General features: G+C 57.1%; 11 protein-coding genes and 1 tRNA gene. 8 read left to right on the forward strand and 4 right to left on the reverse strand.

Translation table 11 applies throughout. From position 1 onward, the window contains the following. Positions 1 to 40: 40 nt before the first annotated feature. Together gyrB and recF are read right to left on the reverse strand one after the other, a co-directional pair. Positions 41 to 2,461, reverse strand: a complete 2,421-nt coding sequence (gyrB, locus tag IPM59_02620; GenBank protein ID MBK9214483.1) for a DNA topoisomerase (ATP-hydrolyzing) subunit B — start codon at positions 2,459 to 2,461, stop codon at positions 41 to 43. Between the two features lie 165 nt (positions 2,462 to 2,626). Next, positions 2,627 to 3,745 (reverse strand): DNA replication and repair protein RecF, encoded by a 1,119-nt coding sequence (gene recF, locus IPM59_02625; protein MBK9214484.1) that lies wholly within the window; start codon positions 3,743 to 3,745, stop codon positions 2,627 to 2,629. 95 nt (positions 3,746 to 3,840) lie between these two features. Here recF and IPM59_02630 point away from each other — a divergent pair, with 95 nt between their 5' ends. The 7 genes from IPM59_02630 (at position 3,841) to IPM59_02660 (ending at position 7,439) form a co-directional block, all read left to right on the forward strand. Next, on the forward strand, positions 3,841 to 4,353 hold the full coding sequence (locus tag IPM59_02630) for a TlpA family protein disulfide reductase (GenBank protein ID MBK9214485.1): 513 nt from the start codon (positions 3,841 to 3,843) through the stop codon (positions 4,351 to 4,353). A 96-nt stretch (positions 4,354 to 4,449) separates the two neighbouring features. Next, positions 4,450 to 4,536, forward strand: a tRNA-Ser gene (locus IPM59_02635). Between the two features lie 184 nt (positions 4,537 to 4,720). Continuing rightward, entirely contained in the window at positions 4,721 to 5,299 is a 579-nt protein-coding gene (gene msrB, locus IPM59_02640) for a peptide-methionine (R)-S-oxide reductase MsrB (GenBank protein MBK9214486.1), read from the forward strand. A gap of 31 nt (positions 5,300 to 5,330) precedes the next feature. Continuing rightward, positions 5,331 to 6,155: a hypothetical protein gene (locus IPM59_02645; protein MBK9214487.1), complete on the forward strand. Its 825-nt coding sequence runs from the start codon at positions 5,331 to 5,333 to the stop codon at positions 6,153 to 6,155. Next, the gene (locus tag IPM59_02650; protein ID MBK9214488.1) at positions 6,152 to 6,358 is read left to right on the forward strand and encodes a helix-turn-helix transcriptional regulator; all 207 of its coding nucleotides are present in this window, start codon (positions 6,152 to 6,154) and stop codon (positions 6,356 to 6,358) included. The genes IPM59_02645 and IPM59_02650 overlap by 4 nt, the downstream gene beginning before the upstream one ends. Further along, positions 6,355 to 7,011 carry an O-methyltransferase gene (locus IPM59_02655; GenBank protein ID MBK9214489.1) on the forward strand — a complete coding sequence of 219 codons (657 nt, stop codon included), beginning with the start codon at positions 6,355 to 6,357 and terminating at the stop codon, positions 7,009 to 7,011. Before IPM59_02650 ends, IPM59_02655 begins: the two co-directional genes overlap by 4 nt. Positions 7,012 to 7,082: 71 nt before the next feature. Further along, the gene (locus IPM59_02660) at positions 7,083 to 7,439 is read left to right on the forward strand and encodes a four helix bundle protein (protein MBK9214490.1); all 357 of its coding nucleotides are present in this window, start codon (positions 7,083 to 7,085) and stop codon (positions 7,437 to 7,439) included. Here IPM59_02660 and thrA read toward each other — a convergent pair. Beyond that, a complete protein-coding gene (thrA, locus tag IPM59_02665) occupies positions 7,414 to 9,861 on the reverse strand; it encodes a bifunctional aspartate kinase/homoserine dehydrogenase I (protein MBK9214491.1) in 2,448 nt (815 codons plus the stop codon). The genes IPM59_02660 and thrA overlap by 26 nt on opposite strands. Continuing rightward, positions 9,858 to 11,150 carry a threonine synthase gene (thrC, locus tag IPM59_02670; GenBank protein ID MBK9214492.1) on the reverse strand — a complete coding sequence of 431 codons (1,293 nt, stop codon included), beginning with the start codon at positions 11,148 to 11,150 and terminating at the stop codon, positions 9,858 to 9,860. The genes thrA and thrC overlap by 4 nt, the downstream gene beginning before the upstream one ends. Positions 11,151 to 11,212: 62 nt before the next feature. On the opposite strand from thrC, the gene IPM59_02675 reads away from it, so the two are divergent. Next, a complete protein-coding gene (locus IPM59_02675) occupies positions 11,213 to 12,133 on the forward strand; it encodes a homoserine kinase (protein MBK9214493.1) in 921 nt (306 codons plus the stop codon). Positions 12,134 to 12,150: the final 17 nt, after the last annotated feature.

Here is a 12,150-nt window from a genome sequence, read left to right on the forward strand (position 1 = left end):
CGAAAGCGTCGATTTTGTCACCTTGAGGTCTCGCATCTCGCTAAACGTCCAGGTTTTTCACATCCAGCGCGTTGTCCTCGATGAATTTGCGGCGGGGCTCGACCTGGTCGCCCATCAGGACGGTGAAGATGCCGTCGGTCTCGATGGCGTCTTCGATGCGAACCTGGAGCATGGTGCGTTTTTCGGGGTCCATGGTGGTTTCCCAGAGCTGTTCGGGGTTCATCTCGCCGAGGCCCTTGTAACGCTGGATGGTGAGGTCCTTTTTGGCGAGGCCCATTACCTTTTCGAGCAGGTCCTCGCGGGTATCGAGCGATTCGCTCTTGCCGTTCTCGCCGAGCACAAATGGTGCTGCAAAATAGGTCTCGAGGTCGCGTTTTAGCTCGACGGCCTTTTGGAATTCGACATAGCTGGCAAGGTTCCAGTCGATCTTGAGGCGGCCGCCGTTGGGATAGGCAATGTCGATCTCCCACAGGCTGTGCTCCTCGTCTGAGGTGAGTTCGGTGTTGTAGCCGGCGTCGGCGAGACGGCCTTCGACTTCGGCCATCATCTCTTGTTCGCCGAATATCTTTCGCAGGCGGACCGAATGCTTGCTCAGAATGCCGTCACGCCCGCCAAAGGCCTCAAGCAGCACCTGCACGAGATGTGGATCATTGAACAGGCGTCTGGCGAGCCGTTCTTTATAGTTCTTGAGCTCGGTCGTCTGCTCGAGTGCCTTTGAGAGTTCGCGGCCTTCGACGCCACGATCTGCGGACGTAACCTGAACATCGCTGGTCGCCTGACGCATAAGATAGCGGAACATCGCTTTCTCGTCCTTGATGTACTCTTCTTTCTTGCCGCGTTTTACCTTGTAGAGCGGCGGCTGGGCGATGTAAACATAGCCGCCCTCGAGCAGTTCAGGCATCTGCCGATAAAAGAACGTCAGCAGCAGCGTGCGGATGTGCGATCCGTCAACGTCGGCGTCGGTCATCAGGCAGATCTTGTGATAACGAAGTTTGCTGACGTCAAAATCCTCTTTGCCGATGCCGGTGCCGAGTGCGGTGATCAACGCCTTGATCTCGCCGTGGCCGAGCATCTTGTCAAAGCGTGCTTTTTCGACGTTGAGGATCTTGCCCTTGAGCGGCAGCACGGCCTGGTTCTTGCGGTCGCGGCCCTGCTTGGCCGAGCCGCCGGCCGAGTCGCCCTCGACGATGTAGATCTCGCTCAGCGCAGGGTCTTTCTCCTGACAATCGGCGAGCTTGCCGGGCAAACCAGAGCCGCCCATCGCTGATTTTCGCACGATCTCGCGTGCCTTTCGTGCCGCCTCACGGGCGCGGGCGGCCTCGACGGCCTTGCCGACGATCTTTTTGGCGACGGCCGGATGCTGCTCGAAATACTCGCCCAGCTTCTCATTCAGGAACGATTCGACAGGCCCTTTGACGGGCGAGTTGAGCTTGCCCTTTGTCTGCCCCTCGAACTGCGGCTGCGGCAGCTTGACCGAGATCACGGCAACCAGGCCCTCGCGGACGTCGTCGCCGCTGAGCGTGACCTTTGCGTTCTTGGTCATGCCTGATGATTCGGCGTAGTTGTTGATCGTTCGCGTGATCGAACCGCGAAAACCCGACAGGTGCGTGCCGCCGTCAACGGTATTGATGTTGTTGGCAAACGTAAATATCTTCTCGTCGTAGCCGTCGTTGTACTGCATTGACACCTCGATCGAGAGGTCGTCCGAGACGCTCTCGAAATACAACGGTTCGTCGTGCAGGACCTGCTTATTGCGGTTAAGGTGCTTTACAAATTCAGCGATGCCGCCCTTGTAATAGAACTCGTGCGATTTCTCCTCTTCTTCGCGTTCGTCCTTGATGATGATGCGGATGCCTTTGTTGAGAAAGGCCTTTTCGCGAAGCCGCTCTGACAGCTTCTCAAAACTGTAGTTGGTCGTCTCGAATATCTCGGTGTCGGGGCGAAACGTGACCTTTGTGCCGCGCTTCGTCGTGGTGCCGGTCTGCTTGAGCGGTGCGACGGGAATGCCGCGTTCGTATTCCTGCTCGTGCGTCTTGCCGTCACGCCAGATCTCAAGGCGGAGGAATTCGCTTAGGAAGTTTACACAGCTCACGCCGACACCGTGGAGGCCGCCGGAGACCTTGTAGGAATTCGAGTCGAACTTGCCGCCGGCGTGCAGCACGGTCATCACGACCTCGGCAGCCGAGCGGCCTTCCTGCTTGTGTATGTCGGTCGGAATGCCGCGTCCATTGTCGATGACCGTGATCGAATTGTCGATGTGAATGATCACCTCGACCTGATCGCAAAAGCCCGCCAGGGCCTCATCGACCGAGTTATCAACTACCTCGTAAACCAGATGATGCAGCCCGATCTCGCTCGTCGAGCCGATGTACATCGCGGGCCGCTTGCGCACCGCGTCGCGCCCTTCGAGAACGGTTATCGAATCTGCACTGTATTCTTTCTTTGCCTTAGCCAAAACTATAGTAAACCTCTTATCCTTGCCTGTAAGTTACCGCTTGGTAATTGTGATCTTTAGCGAGACCGTTACGGTGCGGGGGACGACGCTTTTGCCTTCATTATCCAAGTTGGATTTTACCACTTTTTGGCCGTTTTCCGTAGTGGCCGAGAGGCATTAAGCAGCTTAATTTTATTGGATTTCGGCACGGCCGCCGGCGACTCGGAATACAGCCGCCGAAGAGCCAAATCGCTCGACAAAGCTCTCTTTCGACGTCGTTACGAAAGTCTGCGTTTTGCCGTCGAGATACGCGAGCAATTTACCGATCCTTTTGTAGTCGAGTTCGGCGTCAATATCGTCAATAAGAAAGAGTGGATATTCGCCTCTGGTGGCGTGAAAGACGGCGATATTCGAGAGCAAAAGCAGGAGAAGTGCGCTTCGCTGCTGGCCGGCTGAGCCGAATTTGCGCAGGTCGCGCCCATCAAAGCGGATCTCGAGGTCATCGCGATGCGGGCCGACGAGCGAATGCCCCGCAGCGAGTTCGGCCTGCACGCGGGCCTGCAGCCGCTCGGTGATCAGGGTCTCGTAATCGCTTAGGGCTCCGTGGCGGGCGAGCGTGGAATGATATTCGACGGCCACCTCTTCGTGACCGAATAGCCTCCGCTCCAGCACTTCATTGATCCGCTCGACAAAGCGCGTGCGTCCGCGATGGATGCGGGCGGCGAGCTGAGTAAGCTGCTCATTCCACGGGGTGAGGCGTTCTATAACGCTGTCCGTCGAAAGCCTCTGTTCTGCCGCGCTGCTCAGCAAAGCGTTCTTTTGCCGGATCACGCGAGTGTAGTCCGCGATGACCTGCACAAAGGGCGGATGAAGCCCGACAATGCCCTCGTCGAGGAACCGGCGGCGCGATTCCGGCGTGCCGCGAACGATCTCAAGCTCGTCGGCCGTAAAAACAACGGCGTGGAGCTGACCGAGATATCGATTTGCCGCCTCTTTTTTGCCGTTGATGGCCAGCGTCTTGGTGTTGCCGGCGATGATGACCTGAAGGTCACGGACTATTTCGGGCGATTCTCGGACGCTGCCGCGGACCGTGGCCTCATCGGCGTCAAATTTAACGGCCTCCGGCAGCCGAGATGTCCTGAATGACCTCGCCGATGCAAGCAGGGCTATCGCTTCGAGCCAATTGGACTTGCCCTCGCCATTCTCGCCTGCAAAGACATTAAGCCCCGACGAGAATTCCAGGCGTCCTGACAGGTTGCGGAAGTTGATGGCCTCGAGCGATTCGAGCAGCATGAACTTGGATTCTAGCACGCGGCCCGTTTCTGAAAATGCCCGGTATTTGTTGATTTGCTTAAAATAGGTGCTATTATCTGTTGGCACGGCCCTCCCACCGATCCCCGACCGCTATGAAAAGAGTTTTACTGGTCACCGCTATGCTTGTGCTCGCCGCCTCGGCCGGGGCCCAGACGAGCCTCAAGGTCGGTGCGTCAGCTCCGGATTTTTCGAGCGTCTCGCTCGATGGCGACCAGTATGAGCTTGCCAAGCTGAGGGGCTCCGTCGTCGTTCTTAGCTTTTGGTCCACGAAATGTGAGATATGCCGTGCCGAGCTGCCAAAGCTAAACAAGCTGGCGGGCCAATTTGACGGCACGGGCAAGGTCATTTTTCTCGCCCCGACAATGGAGAATGACGACATCGTAAATGCCTTTGTCCGGCGCAATCCGATGAGGTTCGAGATACTTGCTGACAACTTCGGGCTGCTGCTTCAATACGCTGACCGGGCCAAGGACGGCAGCCTGGATATGGGCTTTCCTTCTTTCTTTGTCATCGATCAGAACGGCGTCATCCAGTATCGCGGTAGCGGCTACGGCCGCGTCGAACCGCTGGCAAAAGCCATAGACAAGCTGATGGCTGAGAACTAGCCGGATCGCTCACTTTGCAAACACACTTGCCGCTTGGGTCGATGGTTGTTAATCGACTGCCTATCAGTTATATTCTGAGTTCCGCCTTTCACGTGCGGAGAGGTAGCATAATTTGGTAATGCAGCGGTCTTGAAAACCGCCGCGGGTAACCGCTTGCAGGTTCGAGTCCTGTCCTCTCCGCCACCTATCTAACGAGTTCTGCATCTAATATCGTGTTCGGGGCGAAAATATCAGCAAAGGCGACACGCCTTTTAGCTCGATGACCTGAGGCAGCCAGATCAAGGGCCGGGCCGGGCGATCCGGAAGGGGATTCGCCCCCAACACCGGCGGGAAAGTCCTCAGGTCATCGAGTGAACCACGCTTTGCTATGAGATCGCATCACCTATTCTCGTCGTTTGCAGTTCTTGCCTTCGCAGGCTTGCTGCTGTTCCTGAATCAATTTGGCTGCTCGGCCGTGGCATCGGTCAACGATCCGTCGGCAGCACCTGAAGCGACTCCGCGAACTGCCAAGCCAACTCGCGAGATCACGTTCACCGACGGCGAGTTTGACGGAAAAACGATCACGAAAACGGATGCTGAGTGGAAAAAAGAACTGAGCCGGGAGGAGTTTTACGTGCTCCGCGAAGAGGGCACGGAACGGCCGTTCACCGGTGAATACGCGGCGAATCACGAACACGGCATCTACTACTGCGCCGCGTGCGGGCTGGCCCTGTTCAGGTCAGAGACAAAGTTTGATTCAGGCACGGGCTGGCCGAGTTTTTACCAGCCGATATTCAAAAAGAACGTCGCCGAAAGGGCAGATCGCTCGCTCGGCGAGGTCCGCACCGAGGTCGAATGTGCCCGCTGCGGCTCGCACCTCGGACACGTTTTTGACGATGGCCCGGAGCCGACCGGCTTGCGATATTGCATGAATTCTGTGTCGCTCAAATTCAACCCCGCCAAATAGCGAAACAATCGACCTGTGATAGATTTTATCTATGACAGGTGACGAGATCAGGGCTAAATTCCTCGGCTATTTCGAGCGGCACGGGCACAAGATCGTGCATTCATCGCCGCTGCTGCCCGCCAACGACCCGACACTGCTTTTTACAAACGCCGGTATGAACCAGTTCAAGGACGTTTTCCTCGGCCTGGAAAAACGTGATTACACTCGTGCGGCAACATCGCAGAAATGTATTCGCGCGGGCGGCAAGCACAATGACCTCGACGAGGTGGGCAAAACGGCTAGGCATCACACATTCTTTGAGATGCTGGGGAATTTTTCGTTTGGCGATTATTTCAAGGAGGACGCCATTCGCTACGCCTGGGACCTGCTTGTGAATGAGTTTGGTCTTGACGTCGAGCGGCTGTGGTTCTCGGTGTTTGAGGGCGACGACGAGGTCGGGCCTGACGACGAGGCCCGTGATCTGTGGGTCAAGGCCGGTGCACGACCCGAACGCGTGCTCGGTTTCGGCCGCAAGGACAATTTCTGGCAGATGGGCGACACCGGCCCGTGCGGGCCGTGCTCCGAAATTCACTATTACATGGGCGACGACCCGACCGACCCGGAAAAGAATTCGGCTCATTGGGTCAATGGCCCCGGCGACACGACGATGGAGATATGGAACCTCGTCTTTATGCAATACAACCGCACGCAAAACGACGACGGCACATTCACGCTCACGCCGCTGCCCGCACCGTCGGTCGATACAGGCATGGGGCTGGAGCGCATCACGGCCGTGATGCAGAATGTGAGAACGAACTACGACACCGACCTGATAAAACCGGTCGTCGAGTTTGCCGCCGGCCTGGCAAAAGAGTGAGACAACTGACCGAAACCGAACGTGACGTGCTGAGAATGCTTGCGGGCGGAATGAAAACGAGCGAGATCGCATTTGCACTCGACACATCTGAGCCTGCGATCGATAGCCACGTCGCAGCGATAATGTCAAAACTCGGTACGGCCAGCCCCGAAACAGCCGTCACCACTGCCATCGCAGCCGATCTGATATCAACAGAACTATGAATGAGATAAAGAACGCACTTACTGAATACGCCGAACGGTTCACCTCGGGCGAAAGCAAGGTCCTGAGGGAACTTCGCGAGCATTGCTATGAGCATTACGAAGATTCGGCGATGCTCTCGGGCTTTTTTCAGGGCCGTCTGCTCTCAATGTTTTCGCATATGATACGCCCGCGCATTGTGCTCGAGATCGGCACATATTTGGGATATTCGGCACTTTGCCTGGCCGAAGGGCTGGCTGACGGCGGCAAAGTAATTACTTTGGACATACAAGAGGAGACCAACGCGGTCGCACGCTCATTTGTCGAGAAGAGCGATTATCGCGACAAGGTCGAATTTCACCTCGGCGTCGCAGCCGATATCATTCCGACGCTGGACGAGACATTCGACATGGTGTTCATTGATGCCGACAAGCCAAACTATTCACACTATTACGATCTTGTTTTCGAAAGGCTGCGTCCCGGCGGTTTTATCGTAGCTGACAACGTCCTCTGGAGCGGCCGCGTTCTGGACGAAGAAAAGGACGAAGACGCACAAGCGTTACATGATTACAACGTCAAGGTCCTCGCCGACGACAGGGTAGAGAACGTGCTGGTTCCGATCCGCGACGGATTGATGGTGGCTAGAAAGAAAATTTGGAATGTAGCTATTAGCTGATAGCTGTTAGCTATTAGCCAGTTTCAAATTTCTTGCTACTAGCTAATGGCTAATAGCTACTTTTATAGATCATGCAGGATTTTAGGAATCTCAAGGTTTGGCGGAGGGCCCACGAACTGGCTTTATGGACGTACCGAATCACTGCGGAGTTTCCGAATGAGGAGTTGTTCGGCTTGCGGCTATCGATGAGAAAGGCCGCTATCGACATCCCGGCATTGATCGCCGAGGGCTGCGGTAAATCGAATGATCTTGAGTTTTCGCGATCTCTCAGTGCGGCCGTTGCAATGGGTCACCGGCTGGAATATTACGCCTTGATGGCGAGGGACCTGAATTTTTTATCAGCGGAGGTTCAGGGGCCTTATGAGGCGGAGGTGATCGAGATCAAGAAGATATTGAATTCATTCAATTCGCGCTTGCGGCACGAATGATGTCAGCAAACACGCCGGCGGCGGTGACGTCAGCTCCCGCACCGGCGCCTTTGATGACAAGCGGCTGTTCGGGGTAGCGATCCGTATAAAAGAGGACGGCGTTGTCTTTGCCGGCAAGGTTCGCAAAGTTGTGGTCCGGCCCGATGGATTGCAGCCCTACGGAGGCGCGTCCGTTATCAAAGGCAGCGATGTACTTGAGCGTCAGGCCATTTGAGGCCGCTTCGTCCAGCAATCGGCGAAAATTGGCCTCTTCCGCGGCCATCGCCTCGTAAAAATCCTCGACCGAACCCGACAGGCAGGCATCGGGCAGAAAGCCGACGTTCTCTATATCGTCCATCTCTATCCTGTGGCCGGCTTCGCGGGCGAGGATGAGTATCTTGCGGGCGACATCCGTGCCGCTGAGGTCAAGCCGCGGGTCAGGCTCGGTGTAGCCCTCGTCCTGTGCCTGTCGAACGACATCAGCGAATGGCCGCGAGCCGTCATAATTGTTAAAGACAAAGTTGAGCGTGCCAGAGAGCACAGCCTCGATCCGCCGAATGCGATCGCCGCTGCGGAGCAGGTCGCCCAGCGTGTGAATGACCGGCAGGCCGGCGCCGACATTTGTCTCAAAGAAGAAGTTGGCGCCGTATTCGCGCGCGAGGCCCTTGAGATGTTGGTAGCTATCGTAAGCGGACGACGCGGCGACCTTGTTGCAGGCGATCACCGAGACGCTGCGTTCGAGCAGTTTTGGATACATCTCGACCACGTCGCAGCTCGCCGTCACATCAACAAAGACCGAATTTCGCAGGTTGTTGGCGATGATCGCATCGGTGAATGCCTCGACCGAACCGGGCTCCGATGCCTCAAGCACAGTATGATACGCGGCAATATCGAGCCCGTCCTCGTCATACGCAAAGCGTTTGCTGTTGGCAACGCCGACGACGCGAAGATTGAGCCGCATGTCGTCGAGGACGTGGTCGTGCTGGGCGCCGAGTTGGGCGAGGAGGCGGCCGCCGACCGTACCGACACCGGCGATGTAGATATTCACCTGCTTGCTGCCGTCGGAGAAAAATTCCTCGTGCAAAGCGTTTACGGCCTTTCTGACGTCGCGCGACGAGATGATCGCCGAGATATTGCGCTCGCTCGAACCCTGAGCTATTGCGTGGATATTGATGCCATTCTGCCCGAGCGTGGTGAACATCTTGCCCGATACGCCGGTGTGTTCCTTCATCCGCTCGCCGACCAAAGCGAGGATCGAGAAGCCGGTCTCGACCTTGAGCGGTTCGATACGGCCGGCGGCGATCTCGTATTCGAATTCCTGATCGACAACGCGTCTTGCCCGGTCGGACGACGCCTCGTCGACGGCCACGCAGATCGAATGTTCCGATGAGCTTTGTGTGATCAGGATGACGTTGATCCTGGCCTGTGAGAGAGCACCGAACAGCCGTTTTGAAAAGCCGGGAATGCCAACCATGCCGCTGCCTTCCAGATTGAGCACGGCGATCTCGTCGATGCTCGAAATGCCGCGAATAAGGTCTTTTTCGGCCGCAGACTCCGACTCGATCAACGTGCCGAGATCGTCGGGAGCGAAGGTATTCCTGATCGACACGGGAATGTCCTTTGCCATTACGGGCTGGATCGTCGGCGGATAGATGACCTTTGCGCCGAAATGGGAAAGCTCCATTGCCTCTCGATAGGTGATATGCGAGATCTGACGAACATTTCGCACAAGGCCAGGATCGGCACTCATCATACCGCTCACGTCGGTCCAGATCTCAAGGACCTCGGCATCGGCCGCAGCCGCAACTATCGCCGCCGTATAGTCCGAACCGCCGCGGCCGAGCGTGGTGGTGTGTCCTTCTGTGTTAGAGGCGACAAATCCGGGCAGGATGTGAATGGCCGCATCGGAGCTGTTGAAATACTCCACTATTCGCCGGTGCGTCTCTGCGAGATCGACTGACGCCAGGCCGTGGTTCGAGTTTGTCCGGATCAGCTGTCGGCTGTCTGTCCATTCGTTGTTGATACCGGCCTCGGCCATCTTTGCGGAGACGATCTTTGTCGAGACGATCTCGCCAAAGCTGAGAATGCGGTCGAGCGTCTTTGGCGTCAGCTCGCGGACAAGCCTTACGCCGTCGCAGAGGTCGCCGAGTTCTTTGATAGTTGACTCGACAAAGTCGGTAACCGTATTCGTCTCGCCGTTGTCAAAGAGCTCGCCGATCGCCGCGAGATGTCGCTCGCCGATGCGGCCGAGGATCTCAAGGTAGCCGTCATCGCCGGTCTCGGCAGCGCGGCCGGCGGCTATCAGATCATCGGTCGTGCCAAGCATGGCTGACAATACGACGACGCAGCGGCCCTCGCCGCCGGCGCGGCGAATGATCTCGATGACCTGTTGGATAGCTTCGGGGCTGCCTACTGACGAGCCACCAAATTTTAGGACCTTCATACTCTGCTCAGCAGTATATCCTTTACCGCCTGATAGTCATTGGGAAGCTCGACCCTGACCGATCGTTTTGAGAAAAGCTGCTCGACCGTAGGCGGAATGGCGACCGGACGATCAAGTATCTCACTCACGGTATCGAATTTCACCGGATGTGCCGTTTCGAGGAAAAAGCCCCGCTCGTCCAGACCATCTTCCAATACGCCCGCCAGGCATCGGTAGCCTACGGCCCCGTGCGGATCGAGCGTATAACCGTATTTTTCTTCTACATCACGGATCGTCGCAGCCGTGGCTTCGTCTGAGACGCGAACCGCAACGAGCCTGTCGCGAAGCCGTTCTATATCGCCATCGAACAGTTCCAGGATGCGGCTAAAGTTGCTCGGGTCGCCGACGTCCATTGCGTTCGAGAGCGTAGCTACCGAGGGCAGCGGTTCGTAGGTGCCCGTCAGCAGAAATCTCGGCACGACATCATTGGCATTACACGCGGCGACGAATCGCCGGACGGGCAGGCCCGATGCGGCGGCCAGCATTCCTGCGGCCAAATTGCCAAAATTTCCGCTGGGCACACAGACGACCGGCGGCTCGCCCTGCCAATGCTTTAGTGCAAAAAAGTAGTAAAACTGCTGCGGCAGCCAGCGAGCGACATTTATCGAATTTGCGCTGGTCAATCGGGCCCTCGCTCGCAGCTCAGCGTCGGCGAGCGCACGCTTGGCTATCGCCTGGCAATCGTCAAAAACGCCGTCGATCTCAAGCGCCGTGATGTTGCCGCCTAGCGTCGTGAGCTGCAGCTCCTGGACGCGAGAAATGCGTCCTTTAGGATAGAGGATGACGACCTCGACGCCCTCGACATTGTGAAAGCCCGCCGCTACCGCTCCGCCCGTATCGCCCGAGGTGGCAACTATCACGAGCATCTTTTCACCGGCCGAACCCGCGTAATGCCTCAGGCATCGGCTCATGAACCGGGCACCGACATCCTTAAATGCCAGCGTCGGCCCGTGAAAGAGTTCAAGGACCGAGATTCGATCCGAGATGGGAACGAGCGGAAACGCAAAATCGACCGTTTCGCTGCAGATGGTGCTCAGTGACGCATCGTCTATCTCGCCGTCGACAAACGGCTGAATAACATTAAAGGCGATCTCGGCGTTGTCGAGGTCCGCAAACCCGGCCACAAACCGATCATCGAGCCGCGGGACCTCGGCCGGAAAATAGAGTCCGCGGTCATCGGGCTGGCCGAGAAGCACGGCGTCGCTGAAGCTGACATCCGGCGACGAATGGTTTGTGCTAAAGTAGCGCATCGGTGAACGGCGAATGCCGAAAGAAATAGATGATACAACGCCCCAAGGGCATTGGCTAAGGTATGGATGAAGTAAGGGTGCTGGCACCCGCGACGGTCTCTAATGTGGTGTGCGGCTTTGACTGCCTCGGCTTTGCGCTTGACGGCCCTTACGACGATATGACTGTGAGAATGGCTTCGGGCGCAGGCATCCGCATCGTTCATCACGACGGTTTTTGCTTGCCGACGGAAGCAGAACAGAATGTCGCCGGCGTTGCCTTGCAGGCGTTTATCGACGCGTCGGGTATCGATCATGGTTATGAGGTCGAGATCACAAAGCGTATCAAGCCGGGAAGCGGCATCGGTTCGAGCGCAGCCAGCGCGTGCGGAGCTGTTGTTGCTGCAAATCTGCTCGCGGGCGAACCTTTTACAAAGCCCGAACTCATAGAGCTCGCGATGGCCGGTGAGATGCTGGCGGCAGGTTCGCGGCATGCCGACAATCTGGCACCGTGCATCTATGGCGGGTTTACGCTGGTGCGATCATCCGATCCGCTCGATATCGTGCCGCTCGCGTTTCCTGAGCTATATGCGACGGTCATACATCCGCAGATCGAGATAAGAACGGCCGAGGCGCGTGCGATCTTGCCAAGCGAGGTTGCCTTGGCTGACGCGGTTCGGAATTGGAGCAATCTCGGCGGATTTATCGCGGGCCTCGCGTCAGGCGACCGTGATCTGCTCGGACGATCGATGGTCGATACGATCATTGAACCTGCACGCAGCTCGCTGATACCACACTTTGATAAGGTCAAAGCAGCCTGTCTCGACGCCGGTGCTATCGGCGGCGGCATATCAGGTTCGGGCCCGTCTATGTTCATGCTGAGCCGCGACAGGACGGCTGCGGAACGCGTTGCCGCGGCGATGCGCTCCGCATATCTCACGACGGGGATCGACTTCAATACCTATGTGTCACCGGTGAGCAACGGCGGCGTGCGGCTCGCCCCTTGAAAGGCCACGGGCAAAAG

Origin of the sequence: Chloracidobacterium sp., assembly GCA_016715795.1 — a bacterium.
Classification (GTDB): domain Bacteria; phylum Acidobacteriota; class Blastocatellia; order Pyrinomonadales; family Pyrinomonadaceae; genus OLB17.

What these genes read in the sequence shown, in the direction of transcription:
- IPM59_02630 (MBK9214485.1), top strand. Translation starts at nt 3,841, where the DNA reads ATGAAAAGAGTTTTACTGGTCACCGCTATGCTTGTGCTCGCCGCCTCG.
- msrB (MBK9214486.1), top strand. Translation starts at nt 4,721, where the DNA reads ATGAGATCGCATCACCTATTCTCGTCGTTTGCAGTTCTTGCCTTCGCA.
- IPM59_02645 (MBK9214487.1), top strand. Translation starts at nt 5,331, where the DNA reads ATGACAGGTGACGAGATCAGGGCTAAATTCCTCGGCTATTTCGAGCGG.
- IPM59_02655 (MBK9214489.1), top strand. Translation starts at nt 6,355, where the DNA reads ATGAATGAGATAAAGAACGCACTTACTGAATACGCCGAACGGTTCACC.
- IPM59_02660 (MBK9214490.1), top strand. Translation starts at nt 7,083, where the DNA reads ATGCAGGATTTTAGGAATCTCAAGGTTTGGCGGAGGGCCCACGAACTG.
- thrA (MBK9214491.1), bottom strand. Translation starts at nt 9,861, where the DNA reads ATGAAGGTCCTAAAATTTGGTGGCTCGTCAGTAGGCAGCCCCGAAGCT.
- thrC (MBK9214492.1), bottom strand. Translation starts at nt 11,150, where the DNA reads ATGCGCTACTTTAGCACAAACCATTCGTCGCCGGATGTCAGCTTCAGC.
- IPM59_02675 (MBK9214493.1), top strand. Translation starts at nt 11,213, where the DNA reads ATGGATGAAGTAAGGGTGCTGGCACCCGCGACGGTCTCTAATGTGGTG.